Here is a 16,946-nt window from a genome sequence, read left to right on the forward strand (position 1 = left end):
CGGCGAAGGCCGTCTCCCGGCCCGCTTCGGTGGGCGGAGGGGACGGCCTTCGCCGTGTCCGGGGGCGGGCGCGCAGCACCGCGGTGATCGCCGCCCGGTACCGCGTCCAGGGGCTCGCCGGGCCGCATGACGCCTCCGTCACCTGATGCGGTGAACTCCGCCTTGGCCCGTGGACACCGCGGGTAGGGCCCTGCTGATCTCTTGCGGGGGCCGGTCCAACGGCCCCCGCTCCTTTGGACGAAGGGCCTACCACGCCGTGACGCAGCCGTTCCGACTGCCGGATTTCTACGTGCCGTATCCGGCGCGACTCAACCCCCACCTGGAGGAGGCGAGGGTCCACGCCAAGCAGTGGGCGCGCGGCCTCGCGATGCTGGAGGGGTCCGGCGTCTGGGAGGAGAGCGACCTCGACTCGCACGACTACGCCCTGCTCTGCTCGTACACCCACCCCGACTGCGACGCCGAGGCGCTGTCGCTGGTCACCGACTGGTACGTGTGGGTGTTCTTCTTCGACGACCACTTCCTGGAGACCTTCAAGCGCTCGCAGGACCGCGTCGGCGCCAAGGCGTACCTCGACCGGCTGGCCGCCTTCATGCCGATGAACCTGGCCGACGGCTTTCCCGAACCCACCAATCCCGTGGAGGCCGGCCTCGCCGACCTGTGGCGGCGAACCGTTCCCTCGATGTCGGCGGACTGGCGGGAACGGTTCTCCACGTCCACCAAGAACCTCCTCGACGAATCGATGTGGGAGCTCGCCAATATCGACATCGGGCGGGTGGCCAACCCCCTGGAGTACATCGAGATGCGCCGCAAGGTGGGCGGCGCCCCCTGGTCGGCCGGGCTGGTCGAGTACGTCGCCGCCGAGGTCCCGGCGCGCGTCGCGCACTCGCGCCCGCTGGGCGTGCTGCGGGACGCCTTCTCCGACGCGGTCCACATCAGGAACGACCTCTTCAGCTACGAGCGGGAGGTCACCGACGAGGGCGAACTCTCCAACGCCGTCCTCGTCCTGGAGACGTTCCTCGGCTGCACCACGCAGGAGGCCGCGGAGGCCTCCAACGACCTTCTCACCTCCCGCCTCCAGCAGTTCGAACAGACCGCCCTGCACGAACTGCCCCAGCTCTTCATCGACTTATCACTCGAACCGGACGAGATCGCGGCCGTCCTCGCCTACGCCAAGGGCCTCCAGGACTGGCAGTCCGGCGGACACGAGTGGCACATGGTCTCCAGCCGCTACATGAACAAGGAGGCCAGGGCGACCGCCCCGGCCTCGCTTCCCTTCATGCCGTCCGGACTCGGCACCAGCGCCCTCGACCTGCGGTCGGTCTTCAACCGGCGCTCGATGGAACTGCGCCGCCGCTCCTTCACCCACGTCCCCTTCCAGCGGACCGGGCCCTCCGTCATCCCGGAGATCTACATGCCCCACCGGCTCACGCTGAGCCCTCATCTGGCGCACGCCCGAGAGGAGTCGGTGGCCTGGGCCCGTCGGACGGGTCTGTTGGATCCGCAGCCGGGCGACCCCGGTTCGGCGATCTGGACCGAGGAGAAGCTGCGCGGCTACGACTTCGCGGTCTGCTCGGCCGGGATCGACCCGGACGCCACTCCCGGCGAACTCGCCCTCAACGCCTGCTGGCTGACCTGGGGCACGTACGCGGACGACTACTACCCGGTGGTGTTCGCGCAGACCAGGAACCCGGCGGCGGCCAAGGCGGCCACGGCCGGGCTGATCGCCATGATGCCCGTCGACCACGCCGAGCAGCCGTCGCCGTCGACCGCGCTGGAACGGGGCCTCGCCGACCTGTGGGTGCGCACCGGCGCCGGCATGTCGGTGGAGCAGCGCGCCGAGTTCCGCGCGACGGTGGTGGACATGCTGGAGAGCTGGCTCTGGGAGGTGGACAACGCCGTCCACCACCGCATTCCGGACCCGGTGGACTACGCGGAGATGCGCCGGCGCACCTTCGGCAGCCAGCTCACCATGTACCTGTGCCGGCTGGGGCACGAGGGCCGGGGCATCCCCGGGGAGATCTACGCCTCGGGGACCGTCCGCTCGCTGGAGAACGCCGTCGCGGACGCGGCCTGCCTGGTCAACGACATCTACTCCTACCAGAAGGAGGTGGAGTTCGAGGGCGAGGTCCACAACCACATCCTGGTGACCCAGAACTTCTTCGACATCGGCTACCCGGAGGCCCTGCACATCTGCCATGCGCTGATGACCCGTCGCACCGAGGAGTTCGAGCACATCGTGGCGAACCAGCTGCCGGTGCTCTGCGACGACTTCCGCCTCGGGGCCGGGGCGCGGGCCGCCCTGGACGCGTACGTGGGAGAACTCCGCGACTGGCACGCGGGGGTCCTCAACTGGCACGCCACGATCCGCCGTTACCGGCCGGAGGATCTGGAGCGGCCCGGTGGCGGCCTCGTCGGCGCGGTGCTCGGTTCCGGCTTCGGCATGGCCGCCGCGCGGCTGCGCCCGCCCGCGTGAGTCCCGCGGCGGGGGCGGTCCGTGTCTGCCGCCGCTTCCCTGCTCAGAACTCGTCCGCCGTGTGCGGCAGTACGGGCGTGCGCAGGGCGTCGTCCAGGGCCGCGGCCGTTCCGGGGGTGCGCTCCTGGACCAGACCGGCGGCGACCAGCTCGGCGACCCGGGTCCCGCCCAGGTAGCAGGCGGCCAGCTCGCGCACGTCGAGGGCCAGGTCGGCGGGGCCGTCCGTGGGACCGTACGCCGCCCCGTGCGGCCCGGCCTTGAGGCGGAAGCGCCCGGCATTGTCGGGCAGCCGTGCGTCGCGGACCTCCAGCACCAGTTCGACCGGTGCGGCCCAGGACCGCGCGGTCAGCGCCGCGCGTACGTCGACCAGGCGCAGCCAGAGCGCCGGGAACTGGGCGGTGACCCGTACCTGGTCCCGGTCGGCGGCGAAGTGCAGCAGCGGGTCGTCGACCGGGCGGCCCCATGCGCGGACCTTGCCCGTGAGGTCGAGGGAGGCCAGGCACTCCCAGAGGGCGGCGGCCACCGCCGGCGTGTCCGCCTCCAGTTCGTCGACCCGGACCAGGCCCGGGGTGCGGGTGGCGGGGGCGTCGCCCTCCGGCTTGGTGCGGTAGACGACGTAACCGGCGATGGGCTCGCCCGGATCGCCCAGGACGATGATCCTGGGCGGGCTCAGCTCCTCGTCCTCCTCGTCCTGTTCGGTGAGCCACTCTTCGCGCCAGCGTTCGGGGCTGCGGCGGGGGCGGCCGGGCCGGCCGGCGCGGGTGGCCTCGTGGAAGGGGGCGATGACGTCGAGCGCGTCCGCCGGGTCGACGAGCCGCAACGGGCGCCGGTCCGGGTCGATGCGCAGGGCCAGCGGCCGGGTGGAGTCGATCTCCACGGTGGCGCCGGTGGTGGCGCCGCCGTAGCCGAAGCGGCCGTAGATCGCGGCCTCCGAGGCCCACAGCGCGGCGATCGGGCGGCCGGAGTGGCGGGCGCGCCGCATCATCCGCGCCATCATGCCGGTGAGCACGCCGCGGCGCCGATGGGTGGGCGCGACGCAGACGAAGGTGAGCCCGGGGCAGGGCAGGTCCGCGCCGGGCACCGAGAGCCGGAAGTCGTGCGCGGCCATGAAGCCGACCAGGGCGTCCCCGTCGTAGGCACCGATCCGGTCGCAGCGCGCGAGCAGCGCGTGGTGCCGCTCCCTGACCTGCCTCTCGGGCCGGTCGTGGAAGACCAGGTAGGCGAGCTCCAGGGCACGGTCGATGTCGGCCTCGGGTACCTCACGGATGTCCACCATGATCGCGAGACTAATCGGTCATCGTGGACCAGTCACACCATAATGGCTTGATCTGCGCGTTCGGCCGGTTCCAGCCGTGCTTCCGTCGGTCCGGACGGCCCGCTCAGCGGCCGGCCGGACCAGTCCAGGCGGCCGGCACGTGGCCGAGCCGGATGCGCTGGGGGTGGTCGCCTACGGGTACGGACACCCGCTTGGCGCCGGTGGCGAAGTCGATGGCCGTGACCCGGTCGGTGCCGCTCTCGGAGATCACACAGGCCGTCCCGTCGCCGGAGACCGTGGCCCAGTAGGGCTTCGCGGCGGGCACGAGCGGCCCTTCGGTGAGGGTGGCACGGTCCACGACGGTCGCGTAGTCGTCCATGGTTCCCGCGATGCAGAGTTTGGCCCCGTCGGGACTCATCGACATGCCGTGGTGGCGGGAGTCGTTGACCCAGGTGGTGCGGTTGGTACTGGTGGCCGGGTTGGCGGGGAGCTCCTTGAGGCGGGTGATGCGGTCGGTGGCCACGTCGTACTCCAGGAAGCCGCCGAAGAAGGAGACCTGGAAGTAGAGCTTCGACTCGTCGGGGCTGAAGGACACAGGGCGTACGGAGTCGGACAGGTCCCGGCGGCCGAAGGCGTCCAGCCGCTCCCGCATGTCGATCACCCGGACGGTGCGGAAGGTCTGGGCGTCGACCACGGTGATCTTCCGGTCGCCCTTCGTCCAGTCCAGCCAGGGCGCGTCGAGGGCCGTGTTCACCTCACCGATGGAGCTGTTCCACAGGTGGCGGCCGTCGTGGGTGAAGGTGTTCTCGTGCGGCTTGTCGCCGGTGCGGAAGGAACCGATCTGCCGCCCGGTGGCGATGTCCAGGACGTGCACCGTGTTGGAGGTGGAGGCCGAGACGGCGATGCGGGTCCCGTCCGGGGAGACCGCCATGTGGTCGGAGCGGTAACCGGACACCGGAAAGCGCCAGTTGATCCGCCCGGAGGTCAGGTCGATGGAGACGACGTCGGCGAAGCTGGGGCGGGACGCGACGACCGCGGAACCGTCCGGGGTGGTGAACATGTCGTCGACGAACTGGTCGTGGCCCTCACCGGCGCTTTCCCGGATGCCGAGGAAGAAGGCGAGCTTCACGGGGTTGAGGTAGATCTCGCGGAGCCGCTCCGCCCGGTCGGGGATCACGTCGATCCGGCCGACCTTGGCGAGGTCACCGGTGGAGGCGAGGACATCGGCCGTCCCCTCCCAGTTGTTCCCCACGAAGAGCACCTCGCGCAGGCCGCCCGCCGGGGCGGCCGGGACCTCCGGGGAGGGCGCGAAGGCGGTCAGCAGGGCGGCCGCGGCCAGCACGCCCAGGATTCGCACAGTACGCAACATCCGCTCAACTCCGTTGTGAGGAAGGGATGGAGAGGCCTCCGATTACCGGCGGGTAAAATAGGGGGAACGCCGGAAGGGCGCAACCCCCACAGGGTGCGCCCTTTTCTCACCTTCCGCCCTCACTCCTTCAAGCGACGGAGCCGATCCTGTCGACCACCGTGTTCGCGGCGTCCGGGTGGATGGGGATGTGCGCGCCGGTCAGGGCCGCGCCGCTGCCGCCGCGGCGGTTGGCGACGATCTCCGCGGCGATGGACAGCGCGGTCTCCTCCGGGGAGCGGGCGCCGAGGTCGAGGCCGATCGGGGAGCGCAGCCGGGCCAGTTCGAGCTCGGTGACGCCGACGGCGCGCAGCCGCTGGTTGCGGTCCTCGTGTGTGCGGCGGGAGCCCATGGCCCCGACGTAGGCGACCGGCAGCCTCAGGGCCAGCTCCAGGAGCGGGACGTCGAACTTGGCGTCGTGGGTGAGCACGCACAACACGGTCCGGCCGTCGACCTCGGTCCTCTCGAGGTAGCGGTGCGGCCAGTCCACGACGATCTCGTCGGCCTCGGGGAAGCGGTTCTTCGTCGCGAAGACGGGCCGCGCATCGCAGACGGTCACCCGGTAGCCGAGGAAGGCGCCGATCCGCACGAGCGCGGAGGCGAAGTCGATGGCGCCGAAGACGATCATCCGCGGCGGCGGCACGCTGGCCTCGACGAGGACCTTCAGCGGCTCTCCGCAGAGCCCGCCGTCGGCGCCGATCTCCAGCACACCGGTCCGGCCGGCGTCCAGCATGGCGCGGGCTTCCTCGGCGACGGTGCGGTCCAGCTCCGGGTGTCCGCCGAGGCCACCCTCGAAGGGCCCCTCGGTACGGACGAGCACGGCGCGGCCCATCAGCTCGGCGGGCCCCTCGGCCACCCGGGCCAGCGCGGCGGCCTCGCCGCGGGAGGCGGCGGCCAGCGCGGCCTCGAACACCGCGCGCGCGGGTGAGCCCGCAGGAACCGGGGTGACCAGGATGTCGATGATCCCACCGCAGGTCAGCCCCACCGCGAAGGCATCGTCGTCGCTGTAGCCGAAGCGCTCCTGAACGGTCTCGCCGTCCTCCAGCGCCTGCCGGCACAGCTCGTACACCGCACCCTCCACACACCCGCCGGAGACCGAGCCGATGGCCGTCCCCTCGCTGTCGACGGCGAGGGCGGCACCGGGCTGCCGGGGCGCGCTGCCGCCGACCGCCACGACCGTCGCGACGGCGAAGTCACGTCCCTGCTGTACCCACCGGTTCAGCTCGTCGGCGATGTCCAGCATGTGCGGCCTCCTCGGAGGATTCGGTTCCAGTATCGGGTACGCGCAGGTGCGGTTTCACTGCGGAGCGGACGGTCCGGGTCGGCGGGCGACCCGGACCGTCCGTGCCCGGGGTCAGCCGACCCCGAGCCAGCCCTCGATCGGGTGCAGGGCGAAGAAGACGACGAAGATGCCGGTCAGCGCCCACATGAAGCCGCCGATCTCCCGGGCCTTGCCCTGAGCGACCTTGATGGCGACGTAGGAGAGCACACCGGCGGCGACGCCGGCCGTGATCGAGTAGGTGAACGGCATGATCACGACGGTCAGGAAGACCGGGATCGCCGTCGCGCTGTCGGCCCAGTCCACGTGGCGGGCGTTCTGCATCATCATCGCGCCGATGACCACCAGGGCCGCCGAGGCGACCTCACCCGGGACGATCTGCGTGATCGGGGTGAAGAAGAGGCAGGCCGCGAAGAACAGGCCGGTCACGACCGAGGCGAGACCCGTGCGGGCACCCTCGCCGACACCGGTCGCGGACTCGACGAACACCGTCTGGCCGGAGCCGCCCGAGACGCCGCCGATGGCGCCGCCGGCGCCGTCGATGAAGAGTGCCTTGGACAGGCCCGGCATGCGGCCCTTGTCGTCGGCCAGCTTCGCCTCGGTGCCGACACCGATGATGGTGGCCATCGCGTCGAAGAAGCCCGCCAGCACCAGGGTGAAGACGATCATGCCGACCGTCATGTAGCCGACGTCGCCCCAGCCGCCGAACGAGACGTCGCCGAAGAGCGAGAAGTCGGGCATCGAGACCGCGGAGCCGGACAGCTCCGGCGGGCCGCTGCGCCAGGCCTTGGGGTCGATGTTCGCGACGGCGTTCACGATGGCCGCGACGACGGTGCCGCCGACGATGCCGATCAGGATCGCGCCGGGGATCTTGCGGGCCTGCAGCATGAAGATCGCGAGCAGGGTGAGGCAGAAGATCAGGACGGGCCAGCCGGCGAGCTCACCGACCGAGCCGAGCTGCAGCGGGGGGCCCTGCTCGGGCCCGCGGCCGACGAAGCCGGCCTTCACCAGGCCGATCAGGGCGACGAACATGCCGATGCCCATGGTGATCGCGTGCTTGAGCGCGAGGGGGATCGCATTCATGATCATCTCTCGGAGGCCGGTGACGACCAGGAGACAGATCACGACACCGTAGACCACGCACATGCCCATGGCCTGCGGCCAGGTCATCTGGGGGGCCACCTGCGAGGCGAGCACGCCGGAGACGGAGAGTCCGGCGGCGAGGGCCAGCGGGACCTTGCCGACGAAGCCCATGAGGAGCGTCGTGACGGCCGCCGCGAACGCCGTGGCGGTGATGATGGCCGAGGCCTGCATCGACGTGCCGGCGACGTCCTTGCCCGACAGGAGCAGCGGGTTGAGCAGGAGGATGTACGCCATGGCCATGAAGGTCGTGATACCGCCACGAACCTCGTTGCCGACGTTGGATCCTCTGTGGGTTATGTGAAAGTAGCGGTCGAGCCAAGAGCTGCCCGCCGGAGTGGGGGAGCCGTCTCCGGCTTCCTCCGCGGTGGTCTTGGACTCCACTGACGACTGGGTCATGGTGCCTAACTCCCAAGGTTCAAAGGGGCACCCGCTTGGGGATTGGAGATTGCGGGATTTGGGATGGTGCGTTTGGCTGCACGACCCGGGGTGACGGCCCGAGGCGACGCGAATGTTCACTGCGTGTACTGCGGGTAGTGCGGGGTGACCGCTGGTACTACGGGGGGGTTTCGCAGGGGTACTGCCGGCTGAAGGGACCGCGAGCGGTGCGGTACTTCGTAGGTGCTCCGGGCGGTGCGGCGGTGAAGTGTGACGTTCCCGAGTCACACCGCCCGGAGAGTCCGAGGGGGTCCGGGGGCCTCGCGGCCCCCGGACCGGGTCCGTCCTAGAGGGTCCCGGTGAGGGCTTCCGGACGGATCGGGGTCTTGTTGAGCTCCAGCCCGGTCGCCTGCCGGATCGCCGCGAGGACGGCCGGGGTGGACGACAGGGTCGGGGCCTCGCCCAGACCGCGAAGGCCGTACGGCGCGTTCGGGTCGGCGAGCTCCAGGACGTCGACCGGGATGGTCGGGGTGTCGAGGATGGTCGGGATCAGGTAGTCCGTGAAGGAGGGGTTGCGCACCTTCGCGGTCTTCGGGTCCACGATGATCTCCTCCATGACCGCCACGCCGAGGCCCTGGGTGGTACCACCCTGGATCTGGCCGACCACGGAGAGCATGTTGAGGGCCTTGCCCACGTCCTGGGCGGTCGCGAGCTCGACGACCTTGACCAGGCCGAGCTCGGTGTCCACCTCGACGACCGCACGGTGGGCGGCGAAGGTGTACTGGACGTGGCCGTCGCCCTGGCCGGTCTTCAGGTCGAAGGCGACCGTCGGACGGTGGCGGAACTCCAGCTCGAGGTCGATCGCCTCGTCCTCCAGGATGTCGGCGATGTCCGCGAGGACCTCGCCGCCGTCGGTGACGACCTTGCCGCCCTCCAGGAGGAGCTCGGCGTGGGCCCAGGCCGGGTGGTAGGAGCCGTTCTTGCGGCGGCCCATCTCCAGCAGCGCCTCGCGGACGTGCTCGCAGGTGTTCTTCACGGCGCCACCGGTCATGTACGTCTGCCGCGAGGCGGACGTGGAACCGGCGGAGCCGACCTGCGTGTCGGCCGGGTGGATGGTCACCTGGGTGACGCCGAGCTCGGTGCGGGCGATCTGTGCGTGGACGGTGACACCGCCCTGGCCGACCTCCGCCATCGCCGTGTGGACCATCGCGACGGGCTCGCCGTTGATGACTTCCAGGCGGACGCGCGCGGTGGAGTAGTCGTCGAAGCCCTCGGAGAAGCCGACGTTCTTGATGCCGACCGCGTAGCCGACGCCGCGGACGACGCCCTCGCCGTGGGTGGTGTTCGACAGGCCGCCCGGCAGCGCGCGGACGTCCGCGCCCTCGCCTGCGGTCTCCCACTGGCGCTCCGGCGGCAGCGGGCGGGCCTTGACCCGGCGCAGCAGCTCGGCGACCGGCGCCGGGGAGTCCACGACCTGGCCGGTGGGCATGATCGTGCCCATCTCCATGGCGTTCAGCTGGCGGAACTCGACCGGGTCCATGCCCAGCTTCGCCGCGAGCTTGTCCATCTGGGCCTCATAGGCGAAGCAGGCCTGGACGGCACCGAAGCCGCGCATCGCGCCGCAGGGCGGGTTGTTCGTGTAGAGGGCGACCGCCTCGATGTCGACGTCGTCGATGACGTACGGGCCGACGGAGAGGGAGGACGCGTTGCCGACGACGGCCGGGGAGGCCGAGGCGTACGCACCGCCGTCGAGCACGATCCTGCACTTCATGTGCGTGATCTTGCCGTCCTTGGTGGCACCGTGCTCGTACCAGAGCTTCGCCGGGTGGCGGTGCACGTGGCCGAAGAAGGACTCGAAGCGGTTGTAGACGATCTTGACCGGCTTGTTGGTCGCGAGGGCCAGCAGGCAGGCGTGGATCTGCATGGAGATGTCCTCGCGGCCGCCGAAGGCACCGCCGACGCCGGAGAGCGTCATGCGTACCTTCTCCTCGGGCAGGCCGAGGACGGGGGCGATCTGCTTGAGGTCCGAGTGCAGCCACTGGGTGGCGACGTAGAGGTCGACACCGCCGTCCTCGGAGGGCACGGCGAGACCGGACTCCGGGCCGAGGAAGGCCTGGTCCTGCATGCCGAAGGTGTACTCGCCCTCGACGATGACGTCGGCGCGCTTGCGGGCCTCCGCCACGTCGCCGCGGATGATCGGCTGGCGGTGCACGATGTTCGGGTGCGGGACGTGACCGGCGTGGTGGTCGTCGCGGCCCGGGTGGATCAGCGGCGCGTCGGCGGCGAGGGCGGAGGCCTCGTCCGTGACGAGCGGCAGCTCCTTGTAGTCGATCTTGATCTTGGCGGCCGCGCGGCGTGCGGTCTCCGGGTGGTCGGCGGCGACGAGGGCGACCGGCTCACCGTGGTGGCGTACCCGGCCGTTGGCGAGGACCGGGGTGTCCTGGATCTCCAGGCCGTAGTTCTTCATCGCGGCCGGCAGGTCGTCGTACGTCAGCACCGAGTAGACGCCCGGCATGGCGAGCGCCTCGGAAATGTCGATGGAGACGATCTCGGCGTGGGCGACGGTGCTGCGCAGGGTCTGGCCCCACAGCATGTCCTCGTGCCACATGTCCGAGGAGTACGCGAACTCGCCGGTGACCTTCAGGGTGCCGTCCGGGCGCAGCGTGGACTCGCCGATGCCGCCCTTGTTGTGCTTCTGGGTGACGTTCGTCGGCGTACCCACGGTGCGGGTGTTCTGAGCCATGATCAGACCGCCTCTCCCTGACGGGCGGCCGCGAGGCGGACCGCGTCGAGGATCTTCTCGTAGCCCGTGCAGCGGCAGAGGTTGCCGGACAGGGCCTCACGGATGTCCTGGTCGGACGGGTCGGCGTTCTGCTCCAGGAGGGCGTCGGCCTGGACCAGCAGACCCGGGGTGCAGAAGCCGCACTGGACGGCGCCGGCGTCGATGAACGCCTGCTGGATGCTGGAGAGCTCGACGCCCTCACCGGTCTGCGAGTCGGTGCCCTTGGCGGACCACTGCTTGGCCTCGTCCGTGGACACGCCCTTGCCGCCGCCGCACGCGCCGGTGCCGCAGCCGTGGCCGTGCTCCTCGCGCTGCTTGGCGAAATCGGCCAGACCCTCGACGGTCACGACGTCGCGGCCCTCGACCTGGCCGGCGGCCACCAGACAGGAACAGACCGGCACGCCGTCGAGGCGCACCGTGCACGAACCGCACTCGCCCTGCTCGCAGGCGTTCTTGGAGCCGGGAAGACCCAGGCGCTCACGCAGCACGTAGAGAAGGGACTCGCCCTCCCAGACGTCGTCGGCTTCCTGCGGACGACCGTTGACGGTGAAATTGACGCGCATGATTACGCAGCCCCTTCAAGCGAGCGGCCGTTCGTGCCGCGGTACTGCTCCCAGGTCCAGACGAGCTGGCGGCGAGCGAGGATGCCGACCGCGTGACGGCGGTACTTCGCCGTGCCACGGACGTCGTCGATCGGGTTGCACGCCGCGGAGGCGAGCTCACCGAACTGCTTGGCGATCGACGGGGTGATGACCTTGCCGTTGTCCCAGAAACCGCCCTCTTCGAGCGCGGCGTTGAGGAACTCCTCGGCGGCCTTGGCCCGGACCGGGGTCGGGGCGGCCGAACCGATGCCCGTACGCACGGTGCGGGTGTCGGCATGCAGGGCGAGGCCGAAACCGCACACCGCGATGACCATCGCGTTGCGGGTGCCGACCTTCGAGTACTGCTGGGGGCCCGTGGCGTTCTTGATGTGGACCGTCTTGATGAGCTCGTCGGCGGCCAGCGCATTGCGCTTGACGCCGGTGTAGAACTCGTCGATCGGGATCATGCGCGAGCCGCGTACGGACTCGACCTCGACCTCGCAGCCGGCGGCCAGCAGGGCGGGGTGGGAGTCACCGGCGGGCGAGGCGCAGCCGAGGTTGCCGCCGACACCACCGCGGTTGCGGATCTGCGGGGACGCGACCGTGTGCGAGGCGAGCGCGAGACCCGGCAGGGTGGGCCGCAGGTTCTCCATGATCTGGGTGTACGGGACGGAGGCGCCGAGCGTGGTGACCTCCTCGCCTACCTCCCACTCCCGCAGCAGCTCGATGCGGTTGAGGTCAAGGAGGTACTCCGGACGGCGGTGGTCGAAGTTGATCTCGACCATGATGTCGGTGCCACCCGCAATCGGCACAGCTGTGGGGTACTCGGCCTTAGCGGCGAGCGCCTCCTCCCAGCTGGCGGGGCGAAGGAAGTCCATGTCGGCTCTCTTCTTCTTAATCGGGTCGTTCACTTCAAGCCAGGAGGCCCAATGGCCCTCGACTGGTCGTTCACGTGCTGTTAACGCGGTGTGGACTCAGTACACAAGCCGCCCGTCCCCCGGGTGCAGTCACCGAAACCATGAAGGAGTTGGCTGACGGCCTCCCTCGTCTTGTAGATTCGTATGAAAGGCAGGATGCGACGACCTGCCCGATTTCCAACGGCAACATTCGAGACAGATCGGCGGCGACATCATGCGGCTGCGCGCACTGCTGGAGACCGAGGCGCTGGGGCTGCGGCTGCTCGGCGGCGAGGACGAACTCGACCGTACGGTCCGCGGGGTCATGACGACCGACCTGCGTGATCCCAGCCGGTACCTGTCCGGGGGCGAACTGGTCCTCACCGGCCTGGCGTGGCGGCGAAATTCGGCCGACTCCGAGCCGTTCGTACGAATCCTCGCGGGCGCCGGCGTCGCGGGGCTGGCGGCGGGCGAGGCGGAGCTGGGCGACATCCCGGACGATCTCGTTTCGGCCTGTGTGCGCAACCGGCTGCCGCTGTTCGCAGTGAACGAGGACGTTGCATTCGCCACGATCACGGAATACGTCGTGCGGCAGGTCTCGGGCGAGCGTGCCGGGGACCTGGCGGCCGTCGTGGACCGCCACCGCCGCCTGATGACATCGGGTCCGGCAGGAGGCGGACCCGATGTGGTGCTGGATCTCCTCACCACCGACCTCGACCTCCGGGCCTGGGTCCTGTCCCCCACCGGCCGGCAGATCGCCGGAGCGGGAGAGCCGCTGGCGCCGGGCATCTGCGCAGCGCTGGCGGGCGAGCACCTCGCGGCGGTCCGGACGGGCCGCAGGGGACCGCACCGGATCTCCATCCAGGGTATTACCTACTCGCTCTTCCCGATCAGGGGACACGGCCGCGGCGCGGCCGGCCCGGCCGCCCGCGACGTGCGCGAGACCGTGCTGTCCGACTGGCTGCTGGCCGTCGAGGCGGACGCCGGCGACTGGCCGGCCGAGCGCCTGGACCTGCTGCAGGGCGTCACCCAGCTGATCGCCGTGGAACGCGACCGGCGCGACGCCGCCCGGACCGTGCGCCGCCGCCTCGCGCAGGAGGTCCTGGAGCTGGTCCAGACGGGTGCCGCGCCCGCCGAGATCGCCGCCCGTCTGCGGGTCGCGGCCCCGGTGCTGCTGCCCGGGCTGGGTGCCGCACCGCACTGGCAGGTCGTGGTGGCCCGGGTGGACTGGGACAGTGGGGACATCCCCGGCGGCCCGGTCGCCCAGTCGCTCCTGGAGGAGATCCTCGTCGACCCCTCGGTCTCGGGCCCGGAGCCTTCCGACCGGATCGCGGTGGCCCACGCGGGTGACGAGGCCATCGCGCTGGTGCCGCTGCCGTCGCTGTCCGGGGACGCCGGGGAGGACAAGGGACCGGATTCGGCACTGCACGCCGACGAGCTGCTGGCGACCGTACGGGACCCCCTGGCGGCCGGCCTGGCCGACGACGGCCGGCTCACGCTGGGCGTCAGCGCGGCCGTGCACTCCGCCGAAGGGCTGCGCGGGGCGCTGGAGGAGGCCCGGCACGCCCGCCGGGTCGCGGCGGCCCGGCCGGGCCGGGTCTGCGCGGCGGGCCACCACGAGCTCGCCTCGCACGTGCTGCTGCTGCCGTTCGTGCCGGACGACGTGCGCCGCGCCTTCACCGCCCGACTGCTGGACCCGCTGCGCGACTACGACCGGCGCCACCGGGCGGAGCTCATCCCGACCCTGGAGGCCTTCCTCGACTGCGACGGCTCCTGGACCCGCTGCGCGACCCGCCTGCACCTGCACGTCAACACGCTGCGCTACCGGGTCGGGCGAATCGAGCAGTTGACGGGGCGGGACCTCTCCCGGCTGGAGGACAAGCTCGATTTCTTCCTGGCACTGCGCATGAGCTGAGGAGATCCGCTCCGCCGCCCGCCGCGGCGCGGCGGGCGGCGCTGATGATCCGTCCGGACTTTGTGAAAGAGTTCACCCGACCCCTTGGCCGGAGCCCGCGATCCGTGCTCTCATTTCGCCCCAGGGCTCAACCATGTGCTGCTTGATTGCTTTGGGGAGGGCAATGTGGCGGACACCGCCATGTCGGGTGCCGGTTCCACCGGGGGGGACGACCCCCTCCAGCGGGCGATATGGCGGCTGCGTTCGCGCGGCTGTTGGACCGACGCGGCGGCGCTGCTGACGCCCCGCGTCGGCGGGGCGGGCCAGGCTGCCGCCGCCGTGCAGCGCACCGCGCTGCTGGTGGAGCGTTGTCTGTTCACGGGCCAGGGCTGGGCGGAGGCCGAGGACGCGCTCCGGGTCGCCGAGGCGGTCGCCCAGGACGACGACGACCGGGGCGCGGCGGCGTGCGAGCGGGGCCAGCTGGCCTACGCCGCGACCGTACTGGGCGTGCGCGACCGGGCCGACGAGGCCCGCTCCGCGCTGGGCCGGGCGGCCGCCCTGCTGTCACCGGGCTCCCGGACCCGTCCGCTGCTGGATTTCCGCCGCGGCCTGGTGGCCGAGCACCTCGCGGACGCCCCGCAGTCGGCGCGGCCGGCCTACCGGCGCGCCCACGCGGGGGCCGAGGCACACGGGGACACCCTGCTGCTGTCGTTCACCTTCCGACACCTGGCCGCGCTGGCCCTGCGGGACGGCGAGGTGGCCGAGGCCCGCGAGGGGTTCGCGGAGTCGCTGCGGATCCGGGAGGACCTGGGGTTCCTGATCGGCACGGCTCCGGCGCTGGCGGCGCTCGCCGAGGCCGAGCCGGAGCCGGAGGCCACCCGGCTGCGCGCGGAGGCCCGCCGGCTGTTCCACCTGCTGGGCGGCATCCCCACCTGGCTCGCGGACCAGCTGCACCCGGCGCCTGCGGTGTAGCCCGTCCGACCGCGCAGGCCGCCCGCCGGCCCGCGGTGCGGGGCGTCCGTACCGCGCCCGCCCAGGGGTCAGGCTCCGGCGAAGTGCTCCCGTACGAGGGATTCCACCACCGGGAGGTCACGGGCGATCAGGGCCTCCAGCAGGGCCGCGTGCTCGGCCGCGTCCGCGACGAGGTCGGCCTGCCGGACCCTCGGGGCGCCCGGTAGGGGCCACTGGGCCCGGCGGTGGAGTTCCTCCGCCACCTGCACCAGCTGGTCGTTGCCGGCCAGCCGGAGCACCGCCCGGTGGAAGGCCCGGTCCGCCTCCGCGTAACCCGGCACGTCGCCCCCGGCCGCCGCCTCGGCCGTGGCGGCGACGGCCGGGCGCAGGGCCTGCCAGGTGGCTTCGGGCACGGTGCGGGCCAGTCGCAGCATGACCGGGACTTCGAGCAGTGCCCGAACCTCGGCCAGTTCGGCGCGTTCCCGCGGGGTGCGCGACAGGACGCGGAAGCCCCGGTTCGGGAGGCATTCCACCGCTCCCTCGACGGCCAGCTGCTGCATCGCCTCGCGCACGGGGGTCGCGGAGACGCCGAAGCGCTCCCCCAGCGCCGGGCCGGAGTAGATCTCCCCCGGTACGAGCTCCCCGTCGACCAGGGCCGCGCGCAGGGCGTCGAGGACCTGCCCGCGCACCGAATGGCGCAGTACCTTCCGCTGTTGTGCCGGTACCCGGGGGTGGGCCGTTTCGCGCACGCGGTCCTCCTCATCCGGGTCTCGACCTGTCCCGAGAATAGGTGACGCACCGCGCGAGGGGCCGTTCGCACCCCCTCCAGTCAGGTAAGGTAAGGCTTACCTGTTAACGATCGTGTGATCGGTGGCCCGCCATGACCGTCCCGGCCCTCCCGGCGCCGACCCCCGCCCCGCCCGGCTCCGCGGTGGCGGACGCCTACGCCCGACTGGCCGACGTGTACGGCGGGCTGCGCGTCATCGAGCGGGCCGCGCACGAACCCTCCCCACGCGGTGCGGGGTGGGTCGGCGCGGACGAGCTCGCGGCCGGCGGGCCCACCCTGGACGCCTTCCTCGCCTGGGACGACACCCAGGTCCTGCGGGACTACGGGACCAGGGCGCGGCCCGATGTGATCGCGGGCTTCGGGCTGCACCGGTACGCGTGGCCGGCCTGCCTGCTGATCACCCTCCCGTGGTTCCTCCACCGGCGGGTCCCCCGACTCCCGGTGGCCGAGGTCTCCTTCCACCGGGCCCTCGGCCGGATGAGCGTGCACGTCGGGAGCTTCGCCTGCCTGCCGGACGACCCGGCCGCCGACCTCCCCGGGGCCCGGGTCGTGCCCGACGAGGAGGCGCTGCGCGCGGAGGTGCGGGCCGCGGTCGCCTTGCACCTCGAACCGCTACTGGAGGGTTTCGGCCCGCGCCTGCGGCGCGGCCGGCGCGCCCTGTGGGGCATGGTGACCGACGAGGTCGTCGAAGGCCTCTGGTACGCCGGCCGCGTGCTCGGCGAGGAGAGCCGCGCGACGGCCGAACTGGAGGCACTCCTGCCGGGCTCGACGGCCCCGTACACCGGGGGCGCCGGATTCCGCACACTCCCGGGCCCGGACGGCGTCGAACTGCCCACCCGGGACCGGGCCAGTTGCTGCCTCTTCTACACGATCCGGCCGGAGGACACCTGCGTCACCTGCCCGCGCACCTGCGACGCCGACCGCATCACCCGCCTCACGGCCGAGGCCGCCTGACGCTCCGGACGCCGGGACGGCGGCCCACCGGGTCGCGCCCGGCGACAGGAGTGCGACGGTCGGCCCGACGAGCGGCGGCGACGAGGCCGACCCACCCGTAGAGGGGGCCATAATCGAACTCAACTCCACTTCTGCGGACGTCAGTTCGAGACACAACACCCTATCCGGCGG

At 71.7% G+C, this 16,946-nt stretch carries 12 protein-coding genes; 4 read left to right on the forward strand and 8 right to left on the reverse strand.

Annotated features, from left to right (window positions below):
• Positions 1 to 256 precede the first annotated feature (256 nt).
• Entirely contained in the window at positions 257 to 2,473 is a 2,217-nt protein-coding gene (locus ACFW2G_RS02850; RefSeq protein ID WP_384580360.1) for a germacradienol/geosmin synthase, read from the forward strand.
• A gap of 43 nt (positions 2,474 to 2,516) precedes the next feature.
• Here ACFW2G_RS02850 and ACFW2G_RS02855 read toward each other — a convergent pair whose 3' ends face one another.
• From ACFW2G_RS02855 to ACFW2G_RS02885, 7 genes are all read right to left on the reverse strand, one after another.
• Entirely contained in the window at positions 2,517 to 3,749 is a 1,233-nt protein-coding gene (locus tag ACFW2G_RS02855) for a GNAT family N-acetyltransferase (RefSeq protein ID WP_384580358.1), read from the reverse strand.
• A gap of 103 nt (positions 3,750 to 3,852) precedes the next feature.
• Entirely contained in the window at positions 3,853 to 5,097 is a 1,245-nt protein-coding gene (locus ACFW2G_RS02860; protein ID WP_384580356.1) for a YncE family protein, read from the reverse strand.
• A gap of 127 nt (positions 5,098 to 5,224) precedes the next feature.
• Complete coding sequence (locus tag ACFW2G_RS02865; protein ID WP_384580353.1) at positions 5,225 to 6,376, reverse strand: XdhC family protein; 1,152 nt, start codon at positions 6,374 to 6,376, stop codon at positions 5,225 to 5,227.
• A 111-nt stretch (positions 6,377 to 6,487) separates the two neighbouring features.
• Positions 6,488 to 7,951 (reverse strand): NCS2 family permease, encoded by a 1,464-nt coding sequence (locus ACFW2G_RS02870; RefSeq protein WP_037915492.1) that lies wholly within the window; start codon positions 7,949 to 7,951, stop codon positions 6,488 to 6,490.
• A 325-nt stretch (positions 7,952 to 8,276) separates the two neighbouring features.
• Entirely contained in the window at positions 8,277 to 10,673 is a 2,397-nt protein-coding gene (pucD, locus tag ACFW2G_RS02875) for a xanthine dehydrogenase subunit D (RefSeq protein WP_037915489.1), read from the reverse strand.
• A gap of 2 nt (positions 10,674 to 10,675) precedes the next feature.
• On the reverse strand, positions 10,676 to 11,275 hold the full coding sequence (locus ACFW2G_RS02880; RefSeq protein WP_384455398.1) for a (2Fe-2S)-binding protein: 600 nt from the start codon (positions 11,273 to 11,275) through the stop codon (positions 10,676 to 10,678).
• 2 nt (positions 11,276 to 11,277) lie between these two features.
• Positions 11,278 to 12,171, reverse strand: coding sequence for an FAD binding domain-containing protein (locus ACFW2G_RS02885; RefSeq protein ID WP_384580351.1), 894 nt, complete (start codon positions 12,169 to 12,171; stop codon positions 11,278 to 11,280).
• A 253-nt stretch (positions 12,172 to 12,424) separates the two neighbouring features.
• Here ACFW2G_RS02885 and ACFW2G_RS02890 point away from each other — a divergent pair, with 253 nt between their 5' ends.
• A complete protein-coding gene (locus tag ACFW2G_RS02890) occupies positions 12,425 to 14,104 on the forward strand; it encodes a PucR family transcriptional regulator ligand-binding domain-containing protein (protein WP_037915480.1) in 1,680 nt (559 codons plus the stop codon).
• A 165-nt stretch (positions 14,105 to 14,269) separates the two neighbouring features.
• Positions 14,270 to 15,055, forward strand: a complete 786-nt coding sequence (locus tag ACFW2G_RS02895; RefSeq protein ID WP_037915477.1) for a hypothetical protein — start codon at positions 14,270 to 14,272, stop codon at positions 15,053 to 15,055.
• Between the two features lie 68 nt (positions 15,056 to 15,123).
• Here the strand turns inward: ACFW2G_RS02895 and ACFW2G_RS02900 are convergent, their stop codons facing one another.
• A complete protein-coding gene (locus tag ACFW2G_RS02900) occupies positions 15,124 to 15,783 on the reverse strand; it encodes a GntR family transcriptional regulator (protein ID WP_052029999.1) in 660 nt (219 codons plus the stop codon).
• Between the two features lie 131 nt (positions 15,784 to 15,914).
• Here ACFW2G_RS02900 and ACFW2G_RS02905 point away from each other — a divergent pair, with 131 nt between their 5' ends.
• Entirely contained in the window at positions 15,915 to 16,775 is an 861-nt protein-coding gene (locus tag ACFW2G_RS02905; RefSeq protein WP_384580349.1) for a (2Fe-2S)-binding protein, read from the forward strand.
• Positions 16,776 to 16,946 lie beyond the last annotated feature (171 nt).

It is taken from the genome of Streptomyces sp. NPDC058880 (assembly GCF_042742535.1).
Taxonomy (GTDB): Bacteria; Actinomycetota; Actinomycetes; order Streptomycetales; family Streptomycetaceae; genus Streptomyces.